This window comes from Pseudomonas sp. P4795, assembly GCF_048822895.1.
Lineage (GTDB): Bacteria > Pseudomonadota > Gammaproteobacteria > Pseudomonadales > Pseudomonadaceae > Aquipseudomonas.
Genome location: NZ_JBMFBT010000002.1, coordinates 346,957 through 367,642, shown reverse-complemented (window position 1 = coordinate 367,642; position 20,686 = coordinate 346,957). Strand labels below are relative to the sequence as shown.

Genomic DNA, 20,686 nt, shown 5'->3' with positions numbered 1-20,686 from the left:
CTTGGGCTGAAAAACCGGTGGGCGTACCGGCTTATGCAGCCTCAAGGTGCGAGTTATCTTGGGTATGTGGAGTTTGTACCGGACGGTACACAGTCAGGCTGGAAGGCGCGGCAGGATGATCACGGCAGTCAGGCCACCACCGGGGGTTTCTTCCAGGTTGAGTTGTCCGCCCAAGCGCAGCGCTGCCTCACGGGCGATGGTCATGCCCAGACCGACGCCGCCGGAGTTGCGATTGCGCGAACCTTCCAGCCGATAGAACGGCTCGAACACGGCTTCGCGTTTGTCCGCCGCGATGCCCGGGCCATGATCAACTACGCGAATCAGCAACTGCTCGCGCTGATCCTGCAGCTCAATGCGCACCTGGCCTGCATATCGCAGAGCGTTGTCCAGCAGGTTGTTCAGGCATGAACGCAAGGCCATCGGTTGTACCGGCAGCGGCGCGCAATGGCCGCTGACTTGCGCGTCGGCGCCCTGGTCCTGTGCGTTTTCGCACAGCGATTCGACCAGCGCCTGCACGTCCATCAGTTGCAAGGCTTCGCTGGTGCGCTGTTCGTGCAGGTAGGTGAGGGTGGCGTCGAGCATGCTGATCATGTCGTCCAGATCCTGACGCATCTGGCCTTGCAGCTTGTCGTCGCTGATGTTTTCCAGGCGCAGTTTCAGTCGCGACAGCGGTGTGCGCAGGTCGTGGGACACGGCACCGAGCATGCGTGCGCGGGCCTGCACTTGTTCGCGAATGCGCTGTTGCATCAGGTTGAAGGTGTGCGCCGCTTGCCGCGCCTCGCGTGGCCCGGACTCGTCCAGCGGCGGGCTGTCGAGATCTTCGCTGAGTCGTTCGGCGGCGTCGCTCAGGCGCTGGATGGGCCGGGTCAGCAGTTTGGCGCCGTACCACGCGGCGATGATCAGCGAAACGAACTGGAATGTAAGAGGCACCAATGGTCCGCCGAACCAGGGTCGCGGCGGTCGCTGAGCGAAACGCGGATCCTGCGGCGCCGGTTGCCCTTCGTGCATTTGGGAAAACTGCGGCGGCGGGGGCGGAGGTGGCGGACCGTAAAGGCGAAACCACGCAAAAGCCAGCAAGTGCGCGAGGACGATCGCAATGAACAGCATGCCAAACAGGCGGCCGAACAGCGTGTCGAAGCGCGCTCGCATCAGCCGATGTCTCGCGCGTCGAACAGATAACCTTCACCGCGCACGGTTTTGATCAACTGCGGAGCTTTCGGGTCGTCGCCGAGTTTCTGGCGCAGACGCGATACCAGCAGGTCGATGCTGCGGTCGAAGGCTTCGATCGAGCGGCCACGGGCGGCGTCGAGCAACTGTTCGCGGCTGAGCACCCGGCGCGGGCGCTCGATGAATACCCACAGTAAGCGGAATTCCGCGTTCGACAGTGGCACCACCAGCCCATCGTCAGCGATCAATTGGCGCAACACGCTGTTCAGGCGCCAGTTGTCGAAGCGAATATTCGCGCGCTGTTCTGAACGGTCGTCGCGCACCCGACGCAGAATGGTCTGAATCCGCGCTACCAGTTCCCGCGGCTCGAACGGCTTGGCCATGTAGTCATCGGCGCCCAGTTCGAGGCCAATGATGCGGTCGGTGGGTTCGCAACGAGCGGTGAGCATCAGGATCGGAATGTCGGATTCGGCGCGCAGCCAACGGCACAGCGACAGACCGTCTTCGCCGGGCAACATCAAGTCGAGCACCACCACGTCGAAATGTTCAGCTTGCATGGCCTGACGCATGGCAGTGCCATCGGTGACGCCGCTGGCGTGGATGTTGAAGCGCGCCAGGTAGTCGATCATCAGTTCGCGGATCGGCACATCATCGTCGACGATCAGCGCACGAATGCTCCAGCGCTTGTCGTCTTTTTGCTCATCGTTCACGGTGGCTTGAGTGTTGTGCATGAGGCTCTTGATCTGCCAGTAGGCCGCCAACCACAAAGATAGGCTGCGAGGTTGTGGTTTCAGCATAGGCGTCCGGCCGTGAGGCGGGAAGGGCTGCTGTAAGTGCATGTTGCGGCTGGCGAGGCTAGCGCGCGGGCGTATTGCCGGCGTGTCGTCTGTGTATCAGGCTCGACACAATAACGCCGAACGCTATGCTGATCACGGCGCAAGCGATGAATTACCGATCATCGGGTGCCGCGCAGCCGCGGGTTCCGCTACAATGCGCGCCGATTTCGTCCTGCCTGAGAGCCCCTCCATGTCCGTCTGCCAGACTCCTATCATCGTCGCCCTGGATTTCCCCACCCGTGACGCCGCACTGAAGCTGGCCGACCAGTTGGACCCGAAGCTGTGCCGGGTCAAAGTGGGCAAGGAACTGTTCACCAGTTGCGCCGCGGAAATCGTCGGCACCCTGCGCGACAAGGGTTTCGAGGTGTTCCTCGACCTGAAATTCCACGACATTCCCAACACCACCGCAATGGCGGTCAAGGCTGCTGCGGAAATGGGCGTGTGGATGGTCAACGTGCACTGCTCCGGCGGCCTGCGCATGATGTCGGCCTGCCGCGAAGTGCTCGACAAGCGCACTGGCCCGCAGCCGTTGCTGATCGGCGTGACCGTGCTGACCAGCATGGAACGCGAAGATCTGGCCGGGATCGGTCTGGACATCGAGCCGCAGGAACAAGTGCTGCGTCTGGCGGCACTGGCTCAGAAGGCCGGGATGGACGGTCTGGTGTGTTCGGCGATGGAAGCTCAAGCGCTGAAAACCGCACATCCGTCGCTGCAACTGGTGACCCCGGGGATTCGTCCGGCGGGCAGTGCGCAGGACGACCAGCGCCGTATTCTGACCCCGCGCCAGGCGCTGGATGCCGGCTCTGATTATCTGGTGATTGGCCGTCCGATCAGCCAGGCGGCTGATCCGGCCAAGGCGTTGGCATCAGTGGTGGCTGAGCTGGCCTAAAAAGCTCGCAGCGTGCCGCAGCTCCTACAGGGAAATGCATTCCAACTGTAGGAGCTGCGGCACGCTGCGATCTTTTGATCTTTTGGGTCAGATCTTCAACACCAACTTGCCAAAGTTCTCACCGCTGAACAATTTCATCAGAGTCTCCGGGAACGTCTCCAGTCCGTCGACGATATCTTCCTTGCTCTTGAGCTGCCCCTTGGCCATCCACCCGGCCATTTCCTGCCCGGCGGCGGCGAATTGTGCGGCGTAGTCCATTACCACAAAGCCTTCCATGCGTGCCCGGTTGACCAGCAATGACAGGTAATTGGCCGGGCCTTTCACCGCTTCCTTGTTGTTGTACTGGCTGATCGCACCGCAGATCACCACGCGCGCCTTGAGGTTCAGACGGCTGAGCACGGCGTCGAGGATGTCGCCGCCGACGTTATCGAAATACACGTCCACGCCTTTCGGGCATTCGCGCTTGAGACCGGCCACCACGTCTTCGCTCTTGTAGTCGATGGCGCCGTCGAAACCCAGTTCATCGATGAGGAATTTGCACTTGTCGGCGCCGCCAGCAATCCCGACCACGCGGCAACCTTTAAGCTTGGCAATTTGCCCGGCAATGCTGCCGACCGCACCCGCTGCGCCTGACAGCACCACGGTGTCACCTTCTTTCGGGGCGCCGACGTCAAGCAGGGCGAAGTAGGCGGTCATGCCGGTCATGCCCAGCGCGGACAGATAGCGCGGTAGCGGCGCCAGTTTCGGATCGACCTTGTAGAAACCTCTTGGCTCGCCAAGGAAATAATCCTGCACGCCCAAGGCACCGTTGACGTAGTCCCCGACGGCGAAGCCCGGATTGTTCGAAGCGACGACTTTGCCTACGCCCAAGGCGCGCATGACTTCACCGAGACCGACCGGCGGGATGTAGGACTTGCCCTCGTTCATCCAGCCGCGCATGGCCGGGTCGAGGGACAGGTATTCGTTCTTGACCAGAATCTGCCCCGCCGCCGGCTCGCCGACCGGGACTTCCTGATAAGTAAAAGTCTCACGGGTCGCAGGACCCACCGGGCGTTTGGCGAGCAGGAACTGGCGATTGGTCTGGTTAGTCATGACAGGCACTCAAGCTGAATGAAGTCTTGTTGATAGACCCTCGCCGGCAATGACGCAAGGTTGGCTGACGCGGCGAATGCAGCTTGATCCAGTGCAGTGATAGTGGCGGGCGGGTATTCATCACTGCGATCCATGAGCGCATACACGGCGTTTGGATAGTGCTGCCGCCGCCCAAGTCGCTGTGGCTATGCTGCCACTGAATCAATCCGCGCATTCGAGGGCAGCACAATGAGCATGAGGTTTTCCGGCCAGGTTGTCGTAGTCACGGGCGCCGCCAACGGCATCGGCCGCGCAACCGCCCAGGCGTTTGCCGCCGAAGGCTTGAAAGTGGTGGTGGCCGATCTGGATGCTGCCGGGGGCGAAGGCACGGTAGCGCTGATTCGTACGGCCGGTGGCGAAGCGACCTTCGTGCGCTGCAACGTTACTGTCGAAAGCGAAGTGAAAAATCTGATGGACGAGGTGATCAATACCTACGGTCGCCTCGACTACGCGTTCAATAACGCCGGCATCGAAATCGAGAAGGGCAAGCTTGCCGACGGCTCGATCGACGAGTTCGACGCGATCATCGGCGTCAACGTCAAAGGCGTCTGGCTGTGCATGAAGTACCAATTGCCCTTGCTGCTGGCGCAGAGCGGCGGGGCGATTGTCAACACTGCTTCGGTGGCCGGGTTGGGCGCCGCGCCGAAGATGAGCATCTATGCAGCGTCCAAACACGCGGTGATCGGTCTGACCAAGTCCGCCGCCATTGAGTACGCCAAGAAGAAAATTCGTGTCAACGCCGTGTGCCCGGCAGTGATCGACACCGACATGTTCCGTCGCGCGTATGAAGCCGACCCGAAGAAAGGCGAGTTTGCCAGCGCCATGCACCCGGTCGGGCGCATCGGTACGGTCGAGGAAATCGCCAGCGCGGTGCTGTATTTGTGCAGCGATGGCGCGGCGTTCACCACCGGCCATTCGCTGGCGGTGGACGGGGGCGTTACCGCGTTCTGAAACGCTGGTCGACATCGCAGGAAAAAACCCGCACGCATGCATGCGGGTTTTTTGTGGGCGCGTGTTTAGTTCCCGGGTCAAACATACACAATGTGTATCAAGCAGTTAATGCAGGACGTTTTGACGGCTTTGTCGCACAGCCTGATCGACGCGGCTGTGATTTACTGCCGCCAGCAAAACGGACAGGAGTTTGCGTGCTCATGGAATTGAGAATTGACCGACTGGATCACCCAGGACCAGGTACCGCCCGCCACCCGACTGCCGTCCGTGAGGCAAATCGCGCGATGCAATTTGCTCAGCCAGTCGTGTGTTCTGGAAGCCTGCGAACGTCTGGTGGCGCAGGGGCTGCTGGCTTCGCGTCAGGGGGCGGGTTTCATGGTGGCAGCCGCGTTGCCGGTATGTTGCAAAGCGCTTGGAGCCTGCGGGGGCGACGCGGAGTCGCACTGGCGCGTTGCAGGTGTCGAACGAGCCAGTGGTTTGACGCTCGGCAGTGGTGTTCTGCCGCAAAGCTGGCGCGAACCGGATGATCTCAGCTACGCGATTCGCGAGGTGGCCCGCACCGACATGGCCAGCCTGTTCAGCTACGGCACGCCACTGGGATTGCCGGCGTTGCGTGAGCAGATCATCAAGCGCCTCAAACTGCTCGGGATCGAAGCGGGCGAAGAGCAGGTATTGACCACCGCCGGGGCCAGTCACGGCCTGGATCTGATTGTGCGCACGCTGTTCAAGGCCGGCGATTGTGTGGTCGTCGAAACACCGGGTTACGCGCCGCTGTTCGATCTGTTGCGCCTGCACGGTGTGCGCATGCTTGAAGTGCGCCGTACGCCGAGCGGCCCGGACACCGAGGCGCTCGAGGCATTGCTGGGGCAGTTCCGGCCCAAAGCGCTGTTCATCAACAGTCATCATCACAATCCCACGGGCAGTTGCCTGCTGCCGGTCGTCGCCCAGCGGATTTTGCAATTGAGTAAAACCTACGATCTGCAGTTGATCGAGGACGATGTCTACGCGGATTTGCACAACGGCAGCGGTACGCGTCTGGCTGCTCTGGATGACGATGAGCGAGTGATTTACGTCGGGAGTTTTTCCAAGACGCTGAGCAGCTCGTTACGTGCCGGTTATGTCGTGGCCGGGAGCGCGCTGATCGCGCGGCTGGCGCGGGTCAAAATGATTACTTGCGTGGGGACTTCGCGGTTCAGTGAGGCAGTTCTGGCCAGTCTGTTGGCCAGTGGCGCCTATCGCAAACTGGTGCAGCGTCAACGCCAGCGGCTGAATGTCGACCGTGCGGCGGCTTTGCAATTACTGGAAGACGCGGAATGGGAGGTGTTCGGCAAGCCAACCAGTGGCCTGTTTATCTGGGCGCGTTCGCCACTGGCCGACGATGCGCGGGTGCGCAGTCAGGCACAACGCTACGGAGTGCAGTTGTCCCACGCCACGGCGTTCAGCCCCAGCGGCGAAACCTCTGACTGGCAGCGCATCAACGTGGCATATGCCTGTGATTCACGCGCACGGCAGTTTTTTCGCAGCACCGCTGTGGATCGACCTCAAGCGTTCTGAAAACGACGCGGGCGTAGCTTTTTGCCATTATTCCGACGCCAGAGCCTTGTGCTGCCGGGTGGCCGTTGCGAATCTTCGGCTACAGACAATGGCAGGGGGCTACGCGCAATGATTTCGGCCGTGCAAGGACGTTTTGCCAACCTCGGTATGGCGAAAAAACTGGGTGTCGGGTTTGTCCTGGTGTTGCTGCTGACCGCGCTGGTGGCGGCCATCGGTGTCTGGTCCCTGCAAACCGTCAGCCAGCGGTTTGACGGCCTCAAGCAGATGTCGACGCTCAACAGCGACTTGCTCAAGGTGCGGTTGCTCGAGCAGGACTACGCCTTGCACGGCAACCCGAAGACTGCCGATGCCCTGCGTGAAGGCGTGGATGCGCTGGTGGTGCTGGCCAATCAGCTCAAGGCGCAATCACCGGCCAACGTGCCGGTAATGAACGATGTCGAGCAGTCGCTGGGCGCCTATAGAAAGGCGTTCGATGAGTTTGTCTCGCTGAGCCAGGCCAAGGATCTGGCACTGGAAATGGCCAGTTGGTCGGTGTCCAGCGTCGCCAATAATCTCGATGTCTTGCAGGCCGGGCTGGCCGATGACGGTGCTTACACCCTCAAGGAAAGTGAAGGCAAGGATGGCGCGCAGTTCATCGAACAGGCCAACCAGGTCAGTCAGGTGTCGCGGCTGATGCTGCAAGCCATGAACGAAGCGCGCGTGCGGCTGGATCAGAGTCGCAAGGGCGACGACAGTGGCGCCAAAGGCAACATCGAGCAGGCGGCTCAGGCCCAGACTCAGGCCGAACAGCTCAAATCCACCGTCAAGGATGACGGCTATCTGACAGTGCTCAATGAGGTGTCCGGGCACATCGCCGGGTTCAACGACAAGCTGGCCGAATACACCGGGCTGCTAGTGCAGGAGAAAATTGTCTATGAACAATTGCACCAGCGCGCCGCGCAGGTGGTCGATCGGGTCGATCAGGCGTACGTCGCTGAAGATGCTGCGATGCAGGGCGAGCTGAAGAAGAATTCCGTTTTGATCATTGGTTCATCGGCACTGGCGCTGCTGGTCGGGCTGATTGCGGCATGGGTGATTACCCGGTTGATCGTCGCGCCGTTGCGCAGCGTTATTCAGGTCGCTCAGCGCATTGCCGCGGGTGATTTAAGTGGCTCGGTGCCGGTGACTCGCCGCGACGAGATCGGACAGTTGATGCTGGCGATGCAGCAGATGGGCGCCGGGCTGAGCGCGATTGTCAGTGGTTTGCAGGCTGGTATCGAGCAGTTGGCCAGTTCCGCTCAGTCGCTGTCGGCGGTGACCGAGCAGACCAATCTTGAGGTCAGCAGCCAGAAAGAGGAAACCGAACAGGTCGCCACGGCGATGAACCAGATGACGGTCACCGTGCATGACGTGGCGCGAAATGCCGAAGAAGCGGCGCAGGCCGCGCAGACGGCGGATGACAAGGTCGAGAGCGGTCAGCAGGTGGTGCGTCAGAGTATGGCGCGCATCGAGCAGTTGGCGGATTCGGCGACCTCGGCCAGTTCCAGCATCGAAAGTCTGAGCGCGGAAATCCAGAACATCGGCACGGTGTTGGGTGTGATCAAGAGCGTCGCTGAGCAGACCAATCTTCTTGCGCTCAACGCTGCCATTGAGGCGGCGCGGGCGGGGGAGCAGGGCAGGGGCTTTGCGGTGGTGGCTGATGAAGTGCGCGCGTTGGCGCGACGTACGCAGCAATCGACCGAGGAGATTGAGCGTCTGGTCAGCTCGTTGCGGGCGGCGGCGCATGCTTCGGTGCAGCAGATTCAGAGCAGTGGCGAGTTGGTGAAACTGGCGGTCAGTGATGCGCTGCAGACTGAGAGCGCGCTGGGCAGTATTGCGGCGGCGGTTTCGTTGATTCAGCAGATGAATCAGCAGATTGCGGCGGCGGCCGAGGAACAGAGTTCGGTGGCTGAGGAGATCAATCGCAGTGTGACGAGTATTCGTGCGAGTGCGGATCAGTCTTCGATTGCGATGCGGGGGAATGCGCTGTCGAGTGTTGAGTTGGCGCAGTTGGGTGGGGAATTGCGGGGGATGGTGGGGCATTTTCGGCTTTGACCTTGGCGGCCTTTGGGCCGACCAGGCTCTGGCTTTATGGCGTACATATCCGTTTCTGCGGGTGTTGCGGCTGGTGGTTTCGCCCTGACGGTCGACTCCCTTTGGCAAACGCCCCAAAGGAAGCAAAGGTCTTTACCCTGACGTTCGGCCCGCTCGCTGGGGCTCGGGGTTCCTTCGCTCCGGTATTCATCCGGGGGCATCGCCTCCGGTTTGCTGCGCTGCACCTCCTCTCGATGTATTTGGCTGCGCCAAACGGTCGCTGCGCTCCCACCCCCGGATGAATCCCTCCACTCAGCCTGCCGACGGGCGCTTGAGATCAAGAGCTGCAGCCGAGCTAACGCTCATCCTGTTGAGTGGTGTAAAGGCAAAAGCTGAGCAGGCTTGTGTGCATTTTAAAACCTGAGTTTAACTCGGTGATTCAGGTCGATGTAGTCCGGATATGCCACTCGGTCAGTCCCCTCTCCCCCCGGGAGAGGGCTAGGGTGAGGGGCTCTTGATCTTCCACGCCCTACATAACCAACAAAAAAGCCACCTCGCGGTGGCTTCTTCCAATCAACAACCCATCAGTCGTAGATCACTTTCTTCTTCCAGTCTGCATCGGCCTCTACTTCTTTGAGGCCGGATGTCAGTTGGTTCTCTTCACCTTCAACCGGCGCAATCTTGTCCATCACTTGGGCGTTGGCACGCGCCAGCAGTTTTTCCAGGTATTCCAGCTGTTCCGCGTAGATCCGCGGGTCTTGCTGTTTGCGCAGGTATTGCACGCCGCGTTCGAAGGCGAGGCGGGCCTGGCCTGGCTGGTTTTGTTGCAGGGCGTGCTGGCCGAGGTTGTTGAAGAACTCGATGTGCAGCAGTACCAGGATGTGGCGCACTTCGCGAATCCAGTGTTTGGCTTCGTTCGGTGGCAGGAAGCCGTCCTGGGCGGCGCGGGTGATCTGGCCGTGCAGGGCTTCGAGGAGGAAGCGTACGTCTTTGGCTTTGGCTTCGGTCTGGATCGGTGCCGGCGGGTTATTGACCGGGATCGATTCGCCCTGGGCTACCAGTGCGTTCAGTTCGCCGATGCGTGCCTTGGTGGTGGCGCTGGTTTTTTCCAGGTTGAGCAGGCGCTGGCAGACGTTGAGTTCGAGACGCGTCAGCAGCAGCTTCAGCCCGGGCGTCATGAACTGGCCGGGAAAGGTCTCGGTGAGTTCGCCGCAGCGGCGCAGGCGGTCGTTGAGTTCGACCTTGGTGCGGGCCTTCTCCAGTTTGGTGTTTTCCACCACATGGTTCATGTAACCAATGGCGATCAAGATTGCGATCCCGACTATGACTAGCAGGGTGATCATGAGTGGTGTCACCGGTAAGACCTCTTTATAGGATTCGCGTGCGAGTTGCGAGTGTAGTGGCTTGGTATATAGCCGCCTAGCGCCGCTCGACGATTTGGATCGGCGCAGTTGAATCTGTATCGGCCACAGGGCTGCTTATATAAATGCTGGCCCTTGGGGTGCAGATTGCCATCATTCGTGGCGTGGACTATAACGCCTTGGCGGGTGGCGGAATATAGGCGTCAATCGCCGGGCGACGGAAAACCCTGGAACGGCCCGTAAAGCAGGTCGAAGTCATTGATTTAAATAAATTTATATCAGGGGGTTGACGACCCCCCAATCCATCCATAGAATGCGCGCCACTTACAGCGTAAAGCACACAGCGAAACGCGGTAGGGAGTGAATGTTGTACGTGTGTCCCCTTCGTCTAGTGGCCTAGGACACCGCCCTTTCACGGCGGTAACAGGGGTTCGAGTCCCCTAGGGGACGCCAATGCGGGAATAGCTCAGTTGGTAGAGCACGACCTTGCCAAGGTCGGGGTCGCGAGTTCGAGTCTCGTTTCCCGCTCCATTTTTAAACGGCAGTGCCTTCGGGCGGTGCTGAGTGAAACCAGAACCAAGTCTTAGGATGCGGATCTGGAACACCGAAACACACACCATGTGTTCCGGGTAGCGTGTCCCCTTCGTCTAGTGGCCTAGGACACCGCCCTTTCACGGCGGTAACAGGGGTTCGAGTCCCCTAGGGGACGCCATTGCGGGAATAGCTCAGTTGGTAGAGCACGACCTTGCCAAGGTCGGGGTCGCGAGTTCGAGTCTCGTTTCCCGCTCCATATTTAACGAAAACGCCGCTCAGTGATGAGCGGCGTTTTTGTTTGTGCGCGATTTGTGGCGCAATAAAAAAGGACCTCGCGGTCCTTTTTTGTGGCCCGCCGAAATGGCGGGCCGGCGCAACGATCAGAGTTTTGGCAACTGCCCGATACGGCCCATCATTTCGGTGACGATCTGCAGATCCAGCAGGAACTGGTCGACCGTCTTGAACTCACCGTCGGTGTGCCCGGTGTACTTGGCCTCAGGCCGGGCCAGACCGAATTGCACGCCATTCGGCAATTCATGCACCGAGGTAGCGCCTGCGGAAGTGCCGAACTCGTGTTTCATGCCGAGGTTTTCACTGGCCACGGCCAGCAACGCCTTGACCCACTCGCCTTCCGGATTGCGGTACATCGGTTCGGCGATCGAGTAGTCGAAGGTTGCGGCAACCTTGCTTTGCTTGCTCCAGGCTGAAATTTTCTCGGCGATTTCTGCCTTGAGTGCTTCCGGCGATTTGCCCTTCGGAACGCGCAGGTTGACCGCGAGTTTGAAAGCTTTTTCATCCATGCCGACGTAGGTCAGCGAGGTGGTCAGCGGGCCCATGAACGCGTCGGAGAAACCCACACCCAGCTTGGCACCCTTGTAATCCAGGCCCCAGTTCTCGGCGGCGTAGCGTGCAGCATCGGTGATGTGGTTGTGCTTGAACGCGATCTTGCCATCCACGCTGTGGATGAAGTCGAGCATGCGCGCGACCGGGTTGACTCCGGATTCTGGCTCGGAGGAGTGCGCGGAAACGCCGGTCACGGTGAGTTTGACGTCTTTGCCATCGACCTTGGCGTTGACTTCGAAGTCGCCACCGTTGCGTTGGGCGTACTCGGCGCCGGCCTTTTGCAGGCTGGCGGCCAGTTCTGCGGGCTTGTCAGTCAGCAGCGTTACGACCGAGGCCGACGGAATCTGGTTGGTGGCCAGGCCGCCGGTCATCGAGATCAGTTCCGCGCCTTTGCCTTCAGCCTTGCGCTTGGGGAAATGCCCCATCACGGTGCCGTAGCCTTTCTCGGCAATCACCACCGGATAGCCGCCATCCAGCGCCATGTTGTAGTTCGGCGTCGGGTTGCGTTCGAAATAATAAGGAATGGCGTCGCCAGTGGTTTCTTCAGTGGTGTCGACCAACAGCTTGAAGTTGCGCGCCAGTGGCAGTTTTTCTTCCTTGATCACTTTCATCGCGTACAGCGCGACGACGATGCCGTTTTTGTCATCTTCGGTGCCACGGCCGTACATGCGGTCGCCGATCAGCGTGACCTTGAAGGGGTCGAGCTTGGTGCCATCCTTCAGCACCCAGTTTTCCGGGGTCACTGGCACCACGTCGGCGTGGGCGTGAATGCCGACGACTTCTTCGCCAGCGCCATCCAGAGAGATTTCATAAACCCGGTTGTCGACATTGCGGTACTTCAGGCCGAACGACTCGGCCAGATCCTTGATCTTCGCGGCAATTTTGATGAACTGCGGATTTTCGTGCTGTTCGACGCCTTCTTTGCGGTCGGTCGGAATCTCTACCAGTTCGCGCAGGGTTTCCAGCGCTGCCTTGCCGTACTTCACTCGCGTGTACAGGCCGAGCAAACGATGGATTTCGTTTTGCTGTTCGGCGGTCAACGTCTTGTTGTCGAGGAACGCGCTGATGGCTGGGCGGAGGTCGTCGTTTTTGCTCAAGTCACTCTTGGCCAGATCGCCGAGGAATTGTTTGAAGTCGCTGACCTTGGTTTCACTGAATGTCTTGAGAATAGTCGCGCTTTGTTCTGGCGTGATGTTGGCTTGGGCGGACAGGGTCACGGATGAAAGGCTGGCCAGAATCAGGGTCGAAGCGGCCAGTTGCTTGAATGAAAAATCCATTACGGGGGGCATTCCTTCGCAGGTAGAGAGTAGGAGAAGTCTGAGCGATACGTCAGACCGTTTCGCAAACTAACACCACACGCGCGGGATAGGGGAGCCCCTGAAGTGGGATGCGTCGCACAAAAATGCAAAAGCGACGCACAATCGAAAAACCCTGTCCCCTCGCTCTGGACCGGGCTTTTCCACGTGGCATGCTTACATCGACAGCACCAGACGCCCGGCGAACAGGATCAGAATCACACCCATGCTGCGCTCGAACCAGTGCCCCATGCGCATGAACAGCAGGCGCACTTTGCTGCTGGAGAAGAACAGCGCAACGATCACGAACCACAACGCGTTTACGCCGCACATCCACAGGCCGTACAGCGCCTGAATTTCCAATGGCGTGGTCGCGCTGATGATCGTGGTGAAGATCGCCAGGAAAAACAGCGTGGCCTTGGGGTTGGTGGCGTTGGTCAGAAAACCGGTGCTGAACGCCTTGAGCAGCGACTGCTCGCCCGGCGGCTCATCCGCTGCTTTCTCGCCTTCCAGTGTCGATTTGGGTTTGCTGCGGATCAGGCTGATACCGAGATAAAAAATGTAAGCGCCGCCCACCACTTTGGCCACGGTCAATAGCCAGGGCGTGGTGTGCATCAACGCGCCGACGCCGAGCAGGGTATACAGCACGTGCACGGAAATTCCCGCACCGATGCCGAGTGCCGTGCAGATCCCCACCAGCCGACCGAAGCGCACACTCTGGCGGATGGTCACGGCGAAATCCGGGCCGGGTGCGACCACGGCCAGAAAGTGAATGGTGGCCAGCGCCAGAAACTCGCCCAGGTAATTCGATAACATCTCAGCTCCAGAAAGTCAGGGGTGAAGCATTGCCGCGATAGCCGACAAAGAACGACAGGCTCAAGCGCGGATCCGCCACGCCCGGGGTCACCGAGTGCATGCGCCGCGAATTGAACATGATGAAGTCGCCAGGCTCGGGCCGAATTTCCAGCGTCGGTGGGCCGAGCAGGGCCGGGTCGATGCCGTAGCTGTCGCCACGCATCTCGTCGAATTGATCGGGGGTAACATCGTCGTCCCACATCTGCAGTGCGCCACCTTCGGTGGGCATGTTCAGGTAGACGTTGCAGGCGAATTGCGCGGCCAGGCTGCGCGCCTGAAAACTCTCCGGCGCATCCTTGGCGAAAATGTCGTGGTGGGCGAGAAAGCACACACCGGGTTTCACCACCCGCGACAGGCCGACGTACATTTTGCGCCCGTAGAGGTTTTCCAGGTGCGCGCCGGCCGGCCACGATTCGTCGAGCATGCAGCGCAAAGTGTCGACCGGCGACGAGTAGGGCGCACAGCGATTGCGTAACTCGGCAATGTTGCTGGTGGCGCGCTCGAAATAATCCTCGATCAGCAGCGGCCGGTTTTCTGCCTCGTAGAACGCCATGCCGATGCGGCCGATGCTCGGCGCATTGATGTAGCCTTCGAAACCGGGTGCGAGAATTTTGTCACCAATCTGGATCGCCAGCGGCTTGGGTAAAAAGCCTTTGACGCGGATGGCGAGGATTTCTTCGTTGGCCAGTTTTTTTATGCACGTCTCATCGAGACGCTCGACGTCAAGCATCATGTTATTCAGGTCCATCTATCGAAAGTCCATGGAACCGGCGAATGCGGTTCCCCCGGCGTCGGACGATGCGCGGGGCATCGTCCGAAATCCTCAATCCACGGTGTAGTGGACGGACAACGTGCCCTTTTTCTGTGAAAGGGACGCGATCGTGACTGTGCCCAAATCCTTCAGGCTGCGTACATGGGTGCCACCGCAGCCATAGGCCGGCAGTTCACCAAAACCGATTTCCCGCGCGCCTTCGCGTAGGGAGGTCAGTCGGGGCAGGTCGTGTTCGATCCATTGCCCGATGCCGTATTCAACGGTTTGTGCTTCGACTTCCTGGGCTGAATCGCCCGGCTTGAATTGCACGCGACCTTCATCCGGCCAGTGATGCGCCTTGATCGGCATCCAGCCCATGGCTTGCACGAAGTGGCCGATCAAATGCCCAGCGGAATGCATGCGCGTATTGAAGCGTCGGCGTTCTTCGTCGACACGAATCTGCGTCATGCCCAACGGCACCGGGCGGTCGACGAAATGGATGATCCGCTCCGGTTCCTGCACTACGCGCAGTACCTGGCTGTCACCGATCCAGCCGGTATCGCAGGGCTGACCGCCACCTTGCGGATGAAACAATGTGGCGCGCAGCACCACGGCGAATTCGTTCTCGTGGGGCGTACAGTCGAGGACTTCTACACTGGCCTTGAGGTCATCACTATGGAAAAAGAGGCGAAGCGTCATATTCCATGCCCTTATTAAGTTTCTGTTTTTATTATATGAATCGTGCAATAACGTGATAATCCGTTCAAACATCAAAGGACTGTTGCGCTGTGAGCATAAATCTACCGCTGCCGCTGCTGGGTGAAATGGCGATTTTCGTCAAGGTTGTGGAGACCGGCAGTTTCTCCGAAGCAGCGCGGCAGATGGGTTCATCGCCGTCAGCCGTGAGTCGCAGCATTTCACGGCTGGAGAAAGCGCTGGCCACGCGGTTGCTGCAGCGCACTACGCGCAAACTGCGCCTGAGCGATGGCGGCGAAGAGGTGTTCAAGCGCTGCCAGGAAATGGTCAGCGCTGCGCGTTCGGTGATGGAAATCAGCGGTCAGTTCAACCATGAGGCGGAAGGCTTGGTGCGGGTCAGCGTGCCGAAAGCGGTCGGGCGTTTCGTGATTCATCCGCACATGCCGGAGTTCTTGCGCCGCTATCCGAAGGTCGATGTGGAGTTGCTGCTGGAAGATCGGCAAGTCGATTTGATCGACGATCATGTCGATCTGGCGATCCGTATCACTGATCGGCCACCGGCCGGGCTGGTCGGGCGACAGTTGCTGACCATCGACCATTTGCTCTGCGCCACCCCGCAATATCTGGCCGAGCATGGCACCCCGACGCATCCCCACGACTTGCTCAATCACAGCTGCATTTATCTCGGTGAAACCCCGAGCGATGCGCGCTGGAAATTCAAGAAGGGCACTAAAGCCGTGACTGTCGGCGTGCGCGGACGCTATGCCGCCAATCACACTGGCGTGCGCTTGGGAGCGGTGTTGCAGCACATCGGCATCGGCAGCCTGCCGTACTTCACCGCGCGTTATGCGCTGGAGCAGAAGTTGATCGTACAGGTGTTGCCGGACTGGTCGTTTCTCGCCTCTTATCACGGTGGGCTGTGGTTGCTGCATTCGCCGACGCGCTATCTGCCGCCGAAGTTGCGGGTGTTCATCGACTATCTGGTGGAGTGTCTTGAGAAGGAGCCGACCCTGAGCAAACCGGCGAAATCCGGCGGCGCGACCAATGCAGCGGTGGCGTATGAACTGCCGGAAGGCGAGGGGTTGCTGTAATGGAACAATAAAAAGGCCCGCATGGTTTTCCATGCGGGCCTTTTCATTTGCGGACGAAGATCAGTGCTTGCTGTCCTGACTGGACATCGCCAGCAGTTGTTTTTCCTGATTCCAGTCGAACGGTTCGTCGTTCTGTTCAGCATCGAAACGACGTTCTTCCAGCGCCTGATACAGGTCGATTTCTTCATCGGACAAGTAGTGCAGGCAGTCGCCAGCGAAGTACCACAGCAGATCGCGCGGGATCAGGTGGGCGATTTGTGGATAGCGGGAAATTACCTGAGTCAGGATGTCTTGGCCCAGATACTGGCTTTCGATCGGATCGATCGGCAGAGACGCCAGCAGTTCGTCGAAACGCTCCATAAACAAGGCATGGCTTTCTTCGGGAACCTGTTCGGCCTCACCTACGGCGACCAGGATACTGCGCAGGTGGTCGAGTAACACCAGATGATCGGCAACGACGTTGGACACGAGATAAGTCCTCAAGAGCAAAACGGGCGCAGGAGTATAAAGCTCCCGCGCCCGTTTTTCACTGATTGAAGGGATCAGCGGACTTTGCCTTGCGCCAGCGTCAGTTCCTCTTTGTCGAAATCATCGACATCGATCACTTTGCGCCGCGCCGCTTCGGCATCACGCAGGGTCTGCGCTTCCAGCGCTTGCAGCACCCCGGCCTCCAGCGCTGCATCAATTGCGTGTTCACCCGCACCCGGTTTGACTTGGCCGCTTTTCAGCGAACTGTGCAGTTTTTTGTGCAGCGGTTGCGCGGCGCTCAGCAGGTCGCTGGCATGTTGCAACGCGCCGACTGCGTCGTCTGCCGATTGTGGGCGGTAGCAACCGGCAAGCAGTTCTTCGAGTGCCGGATCGCCCTTGGCACGGCCGATGACTGCCGCTACTTCAGCCCCGAGTTTGTCCGACGGACCTTTGTGACGACGACCGAACGGGAACACGATCACGCGCAGCAGGCAGCCGAAGATCTTGTTCGGGAAGTTGGTAAGCAGCTCATCCAAAGCTTTTTCCGATTGGCCGAGGCTTTCTTCCATGGCCCAGGTGAACAGCGGCGCCATGTAATCCGGGGAATCGAGGTCGTGATAACGCTTGAGCGCTGCCGAGGCCAGATACAGATTGCTCAACACATCGCCGAGACGCGCCGAGAGTCGCTCGCGACGTTTCAGTTCGCCGCCCAGCAGCATCATGCTCAAGTCGGCGAGCATGGCGAAAGCTGCGGCCTGACGGTTGAGTGCACGGAAGTAGCCCTGACTCAACTTGTTGCCCGGTGCATGTTCGAAGTGGCCAAAGCCGAGGTTCAGCACCAGCGTGCTGGCCGCGTTGCTCACGGCAAAACCGATGTGTTTCAGCAACAGACCATCAAACTCTTTGAGTGCCTGATCCTTGTCCTCGCGACCGGCGAGGGCCATTTCCTTGAGCACGAATGGATGGCAGCGGATCGCGCCCTGACCGAAGATCATCAGGTTGCGCGAGAGAATGTTCGCACCTTCCACGGTGATGAAGATCGGCGCACCGTTCCAGCTGCGGCCCAAGTAGTTTTTCGGGCCCATGATGATTGCCTTGCCACCGTGCACATCCATCGCGTGGCTGATGCATTCGCGGCCGCGTTCGGTCAGGTGGTACTTGAGAATCGCCGACAGTACCGACGGTTTTTCGCCCAGATCCACCGCGTTGGCGGTGAGCATGCGTGCGGCGTCCATCATCCACGCGTTGCCGCCGATGCGCGCCATGGCTTCCTGAATACCTTCGAACGCCGACAGCGGTACGTTGAACTGCTCGCGAATCTGCGCGTATTGGCCGGTTACCAGACTGGTGAACTTGGCCGCGCCGGTACCGACCGCAGGCAATGAGATCGAACGCCCGACCGACAGGCAGTTCATCAGCATCATCCAGCCTTTGCCGAGCATTTCCTGGCCACCGATCAGGTAGTCCAACGGGATGAATACGTCTTTGCCCGAGTTCGGGCCGTTCATGAATGCTGCACCGAGTGGCAAATGACGACGGCCGATTTCCACGCCAGCGGTATCGGTCGGGATCAGCGCGAGGCTGATGCCCAGATCGGTTTTGTCACCGAGCAAATGATCCGGGTCATACGCCTTGAACGCCAGGCCAAGCAGCGTGGCCACCGGGCCGAGGGTGATGTAGCGCTTTTCCCAGTTCAGGCGCAGGCCCAGGGTTTCCTGACCTTCCCATTGGCCTTTGCAGATGATCCCGGTGTCAGGCATCGCGCCCGCATCGGAACCGGCGAGCGGGCCGGTGAGGGCGAAGCACGGAATATCGTCGCCGCGCGCCAGGCGTGGCAGGTAATGGTTGCGTTGTTCATCGGTGCCGTAATGCAACAGCAGTTCGGCCGGGCCGAGGGAGTTTGGCACCATCACGGTGGACGCGAGGTCGCCGCTGCGGGTGGCGAGTTTCATCGCCACTTGCGAGTGGGCGTAGGCCGAGAAGCCCTTGCCGCCGTATTCCTTCGGAATGATCAAGGCGAAGAAGCCATGCTCTTTTATGTGAGTCCAGGCTTCGGCCGGCAGGTCCATTTCCTGGCCGATCTGCCAATCGGTGACCATGGCGCACAGTTCTTCGGTCGGGCCGTCGATGAACGCCTGTTCCTCTTCGGTCAGCTGCACCTTGGGATAGGCCAGCAACTTGTCCCAGTCCGGACGGCCGCTGAACAGTTCGCCGTCCCACCACACCGTGCCGGCGTCGATCGCGTCGCGTTCGGTTTGCGACATCGGCGGCAGGGTTTTCTGGAACCAGTTGAACAGCGGCGCGCTGAAGTGTTTACGGCGCAGGTCAGGCAACAAAAGCGGTGCGGCAACAACCGCCAGCAGCACCCAGAAGATCAGTAGCAGCCAGCCCGGTGCATGGCTGAAAATCCCCATCGCCAGCAAATAGGCCGCGACGATGCCCAACGCAGGCAGCGGGGCGATGCGCCGGTGGGCCAGATACGCCACTCCGACGATCAGAACCAGTATCCACAACAACAGCATATTTAATCCTCCGTGAACCAGGGCGAACCGACCTTCAGAGCTTAGACGGCATCCGTAAAACAGGCGGGTCAGAACAACGTGATTGAATTCGTGGGAAAGCCCGGACGGCTTTTGTAGTTTCGGTGGGCAACAGCTGTAGGAAATCGTTCGGTCGTCCCGCAGCTTTGCGTCCAAGTTTGGCCGATATGCCGTTATCTCTGTGCTCAAGCCCTCGCTAGACTCGGGGTTCACTCAGGAGAAACCGTCATGCGCGAGTATTTGAGCCCCGGCCGCTTCATCGATAGTGACCACCCGGCAGTGGTGGAGTTCGCCGAGCAGCACCGAGGCCCGAGCCGCGATCCGCTCGCGCAGGTGATCAGCCTGTATTACGCGGTGCGCGAGGCGGTGCGCTACAACCCCTACACCTTCAGTCGCGACCCGGAGACATTGCGCGGCAGTTATGCCTTGGCCACGGGCGAGAGCTATTGCGTGCCCAAAGCCACGTTACTGGCCGGTTGCGCGCGGCACTGTGGGATCCCGGCGCGGATCGGGCTGGCGGATGTGCGCAATCATTTGTCGACCCCGCGTCTGCTCGAGTTGCTGCGCAGTGATGTGTTCGCCATGCACGGTTATACCGAGCTGTTCCTGAACGGCCGCTGGGTCAAAGCCACACCCGCGTTCAACCAGAAACTCTGCGAGCTGTTCAACGTCGCGCCGCTGGATTTTGACGGGATCAATGACAGTATTTTCCACCCGTTCAACCGCGACGGCGCGCAGTTAATGGAGTACCTGGTGGATCACGGCCAGTTCAGCGATGTGCCGGAAAGGTTCTTCTTCGAGCACATCGAGAAGTGCTATCCGCACCTGTTCGGCGATGACCAACCGCAGCTGTTGGGCGACATGCACAGTGATGTCAGCCGCGTCTGATCCGGCGTATGCTGCCCGCCCACTCAATGGAAAAGAGGCGGTCATGCTGAAGATCTGGGGTCGCAAGAATTCGTCGAATGTCAGAAAACCGTTGTGGGCTGCCGAAGAGCTGAGCCTTGCCTACGAGGCCATCGATGCCGGCGGCGCGTTCGGTGTGGTCGACACGCCGGAGTACCGCGCAATGAACCCGAATGGCCGGGTGCCGGTGATTCAGGACGACGGCTTTGTGCTGTGGGAATCCAACACCATCGTGCGTTACCTGCTGGCGAAGCACGCGGCCAATACCTCGTGGTTTCCGGCAGATCTGCAAGCCCGCGCCATCGCCGACAAGTGGATGGACTGGACCACTTCGAGTTTTGCCGGGCCGTTCCGCACGGTGTTCTGGGGCGTATTGCGTACACCGGCAGACCAGCAGGACTGGTCGGCCATTCATGCGGCGATCAAAGAATGCGAAGGCTTGCTGGCGATGGCGGATCAGGCGCTGAGCAGCCAGCCGTACTTGTCAGGTAACGAAATAGGCATGGGCGACATTCCGCTCGGCAGTTTCATTTACGCTTGGTTCGAAATGCCCATCGAGCGCGCTGCGCTGCCACATCTCGAGGCCTGGTACGCGCGGCTCAAGCAGCGTCCGGCGTATCAAAAAGCAGTCATGACCGCGTTGACTTAATACCTACTATCGACACACTTGACTGTACTTGTGCGGCGACGGCAAGCAACATTGCGCTCTTGCGCCGCGGTTGGATCCATCGCCGCCGTGTCCTTTTATCCCCTTCAATGGTGCGTA

At 59.8% G+C, this 20,686-nt stretch carries 17 protein-coding genes, 4 tRNA genes and 1 pseudogene; 12 read left to right on the top strand and 10 right to left on the bottom strand.

All coding sequences use genetic code 11. The annotated features are described in order from the left end of the window. Positions 1-93: 93 nt before the first annotated feature. Both ACOI8A_RS06185 and ACOI8A_RS06180 read right to left on the bottom strand, forming a co-directional pair. Complete coding sequence (locus ACOI8A_RS06185; RefSeq protein WP_420646484.1) at positions 94-1,149, bottom strand: sensor histidine kinase; 1,056 nt, start codon at positions 1,147-1,149, stop codon at positions 94-96. Next, on the bottom strand, positions 1,149-1,898 hold the full coding sequence (locus tag ACOI8A_RS06180) for a response regulator (RefSeq protein WP_420646485.1): 750 nt from the start codon (positions 1,896-1,898) through the stop codon (positions 1,149-1,151). Before ACOI8A_RS06180 ends, ACOI8A_RS06185 begins: the two co-directional genes overlap by 1 nt. A 295-nt stretch (positions 1,899-2,193) precedes the next feature. Between ACOI8A_RS06180 and pyrF the strand changes: the two genes are divergently transcribed. Further along, positions 2,194-2,892 carry an orotidine-5'-phosphate decarboxylase gene (gene pyrF / locus ACOI8A_RS06175; protein WP_420646486.1) on the top strand — a complete coding sequence of 233 codons (699 nt, stop codon included), beginning with the start codon at positions 2,194-2,196 and terminating at the stop codon, positions 2,890-2,892. A gap of 87 nt (positions 2,893-2,979) precedes the next feature. Here pyrF and ACOI8A_RS06170 read toward each other — a convergent pair whose 3' ends face one another. Continuing rightward, complete coding sequence (locus ACOI8A_RS06170; protein WP_420646487.1) at positions 2,980-3,984, bottom strand: NADP-dependent oxidoreductase; 1,005 nt, start codon at positions 3,982-3,984, stop codon at positions 2,980-2,982. A gap of 228 nt (positions 3,985-4,212) precedes the next feature. Between ACOI8A_RS06170 and ACOI8A_RS06165 the strand changes: the two genes are divergently transcribed. The 4 genes and pseudogenes from ACOI8A_RS06165 (at position 4,213) to ACOI8A_RS06150 (ending at position 8,601) form a co-directional block, all read left to right on the top strand. After that, positions 4,213-4,974: an SDR family oxidoreductase gene (locus ACOI8A_RS06165; RefSeq protein ID WP_420646488.1), complete on the top strand. Its 762-nt coding sequence runs from the start codon at positions 4,213-4,215 to the stop codon at positions 4,972-4,974. A 213-nt stretch (positions 4,975-5,187) separates the two neighbouring features. Further along, positions 5,188-6,528, top strand: a complete 1,341-nt coding sequence (locus ACOI8A_RS06160) for a PLP-dependent aminotransferase family protein (RefSeq protein WP_420646489.1) — start codon at positions 5,188-5,190, stop codon at positions 6,526-6,528. A 108-nt stretch (positions 6,529-6,636) separates the two neighbouring features. Further along, a pseudogene (locus ACOI8A_RS06155) lies at positions 6,637-7,740 on the top strand (HAMP domain-containing protein); the annotation flags it as partial. After that, the gene (locus ACOI8A_RS06150; protein WP_420651219.1) at positions 7,720-8,601 is read left to right on the top strand and encodes a methyl-accepting chemotaxis protein; all 882 of its coding nucleotides are present in this window, start codon (positions 7,720-7,722) and stop codon (positions 8,599-8,601) included. The pseudogene ACOI8A_RS06155 and the gene ACOI8A_RS06150, both read left to right, overlap by 21 nt. Positions 8,602-9,164: 563 nt before the next feature. Here the strand turns inward: ACOI8A_RS06150 and ACOI8A_RS06145 are convergent. Further along, entirely contained in the window at positions 9,165-9,923 is a 759-nt protein-coding gene (locus ACOI8A_RS06145) for a hypothetical protein (RefSeq protein ID WP_420646490.1), read from the bottom strand. Positions 9,924-10,318: 395 nt separating this feature from the next. Between ACOI8A_RS06145 and ACOI8A_RS06140 the strand changes: the two genes are divergently transcribed. The 4 genes from ACOI8A_RS06140 to ACOI8A_RS06125 all read left to right on the top strand — a co-directional run bounded on the left by ACOI8A_RS06140 (position 10,319) and on the right by ACOI8A_RS06125 (position 10,731). Further along, positions 10,319-10,394 (top strand) — tRNA-Glu (locus ACOI8A_RS06140). Between the two features lie 2 nt (positions 10,395-10,396). Continuing rightward, positions 10,397-10,472, top strand: a tRNA-Gly gene (locus ACOI8A_RS06135). A 105-nt stretch (positions 10,473-10,577) separates the two neighbouring features. After that, a tRNA-Glu gene (locus tag ACOI8A_RS06130) sits at positions 10,578-10,653 on the top strand. A 2-nt stretch (positions 10,654-10,655) separates the two neighbouring features. Further along, positions 10,656-10,731: transfer RNA gene (locus ACOI8A_RS06125), tRNA-Gly, on the top strand. 124 nt (positions 10,732-10,855) lie between these two features. Here ACOI8A_RS06125 and ACOI8A_RS06120 read toward each other — a convergent pair. From ACOI8A_RS06120 to ACOI8A_RS06105, 4 genes are all read right to left on the bottom strand, one after another. After that, the gene (locus ACOI8A_RS06120; protein ID WP_420646491.1) at positions 10,856-12,595 is read right to left on the bottom strand and encodes a dipeptidase; all 1,740 of its coding nucleotides are present in this window, start codon (positions 12,593-12,595) and stop codon (positions 10,856-10,858) included. Between the two features lie 195 nt (positions 12,596-12,790). Next, entirely contained in the window at positions 12,791-13,429 is a 639-nt protein-coding gene (locus ACOI8A_RS06115; RefSeq protein ID WP_420646492.1) for a LysE family translocator, read from the bottom strand. A 1-nt stretch (position 13,430) separates the two neighbouring features. After that, the gene (locus ACOI8A_RS06110) at positions 13,431-14,201 is read right to left on the bottom strand and encodes a 2OG-Fe(II) oxygenase (protein WP_420646685.1); all 771 of its coding nucleotides are present in this window, start codon (positions 14,199-14,201) and stop codon (positions 13,431-13,433) included. A 90-nt stretch (positions 14,202-14,291) separates the two neighbouring features. After that, positions 14,292-14,918, bottom strand: coding sequence for an alanyl-tRNA editing protein (locus tag ACOI8A_RS06105; protein WP_420646493.1), 627 nt, complete (start codon positions 14,916-14,918; stop codon positions 14,292-14,294). Between the two features lie 89 nt (positions 14,919-15,007). Here ACOI8A_RS06105 and ACOI8A_RS06100 point away from each other — a divergent pair, with 89 nt between their 5' ends. Next, a complete protein-coding gene (locus ACOI8A_RS06100; protein ID WP_420646494.1) occupies positions 15,008-16,006 on the top strand; it encodes a LysR substrate-binding domain-containing protein in 999 nt (332 codons plus the stop codon). Positions 16,007-16,066: 60 nt separating this feature from the next. Here the strand turns inward: ACOI8A_RS06100 and ACOI8A_RS06095 are convergent, their stop codons facing one another. Both ACOI8A_RS06095 and ACOI8A_RS06090 read right to left on the bottom strand, forming a co-directional pair. Then, positions 16,067-16,474, bottom strand: coding sequence for a PA2817 family protein (locus tag ACOI8A_RS06095; RefSeq protein WP_420646495.1), 408 nt, complete (start codon positions 16,472-16,474; stop codon positions 16,067-16,069). A 74-nt stretch (positions 16,475-16,548) separates the two neighbouring features. After that, entirely contained in the window at positions 16,549-18,996 is a 2,448-nt protein-coding gene (locus ACOI8A_RS06090; protein WP_420646496.1) for an acyl-CoA dehydrogenase, read from the bottom strand. Between the two features lie 246 nt (positions 18,997-19,242). Here ACOI8A_RS06090 and ACOI8A_RS06085 point away from each other — a divergent pair, with 246 nt between their 5' ends. Both ACOI8A_RS06085 and ACOI8A_RS06080 read left to right on the top strand, forming a co-directional pair. Further along, on the top strand, positions 19,243-19,902 hold the full coding sequence (locus tag ACOI8A_RS06085) for a transglutaminase-like domain-containing protein (protein ID WP_420646497.1): 660 nt from the start codon (positions 19,243-19,245) through the stop codon (positions 19,900-19,902). Between the two features lie 43 nt (positions 19,903-19,945). Continuing rightward, positions 19,946-20,569: a glutathione S-transferase family protein gene (locus ACOI8A_RS06080; protein ID WP_420646498.1), complete on the top strand. Its 624-nt coding sequence runs from the start codon at positions 19,946-19,948 to the stop codon at positions 20,567-20,569. Positions 20,570-20,686: the final 117 nt, after the last annotated feature.

Bases quoted from the DNA above. Each gene is read 5' to 3' on its own strand.
- ACOI8A_RS06120 (WP_420646491.1), bottom strand. From the start codon at position 12,595: ATGGATTTTTCATTCAAGCAACTGGCCGCTTCGACCCTGATTCTGGCC.
- ACOI8A_RS06145 (WP_420646490.1), bottom strand. From the start codon at position 9,923: ATGATCACCCTGCTAGTCATAGTCGGGATCGCAATCTTGATCGCCATT.
- ACOI8A_RS06180 (WP_420646485.1), bottom strand. From the start codon at position 1,898: ATGCACAACACTCAAGCCACCGTGAACGATGAGCAAAAAGACGACAAG.
- ACOI8A_RS06170 (WP_420646487.1), bottom strand. From the start codon at position 3,984: ATGACTAACCAGACCAATCGCCAGTTCCTGCTCGCCAAACGCCCGGTG.
- pyrF (WP_420646486.1), top strand. From the start codon at position 2,194: ATGTCCGTCTGCCAGACTCCTATCATCGTCGCCCTGGATTTCCCCACC.
- ACOI8A_RS06185 (WP_420646484.1), bottom strand. From the start codon at position 1,149: ATGCGAGCGCGCTTCGACACGCTGTTCGGCCGCCTGTTTGGCATGCTG.
- ACOI8A_RS06110 (WP_420646685.1), bottom strand. From the start codon at position 14,201: ATGATGCTTGACGTCGAGCGTCTCGATGAGACGTGCATAAAAAAACTG.
- ACOI8A_RS06150 (WP_420651219.1), top strand. From the start codon at position 7,720: ATGCTGGCGATGCAGCAGATGGGCGCCGGGCTGAGCGCGATTGTCAGT.
- ACOI8A_RS06115 (WP_420646492.1), bottom strand. From the start codon at position 13,429: ATGTTATCGAATTACCTGGGCGAGTTTCTGGCGCTGGCCACCATTCAC.
- ACOI8A_RS06105 (WP_420646493.1), bottom strand. From the start codon at position 14,918: ATGACGCTTCGCCTCTTTTTCCATAGTGATGACCTCAAGGCCAGTGTA.
- ACOI8A_RS06090 (WP_420646496.1), bottom strand. From the start codon at position 18,996: ATGCTGTTGTTGTGGATACTGGTTCTGATCGTCGGAGTGGCGTATCTG.
- ACOI8A_RS06080 (WP_420646498.1), top strand. From the start codon at position 19,946: ATGCTGAAGATCTGGGGTCGCAAGAATTCGTCGAATGTCAGAAAACCG.
- ACOI8A_RS06085 (WP_420646497.1), top strand. From the start codon at position 19,243: ATGCGCGAGTATTTGAGCCCCGGCCGCTTCATCGATAGTGACCACCCG.
- ACOI8A_RS06165 (WP_420646488.1), top strand. From the start codon at position 4,213: ATGAGCATGAGGTTTTCCGGCCAGGTTGTCGTAGTCACGGGCGCCGCC.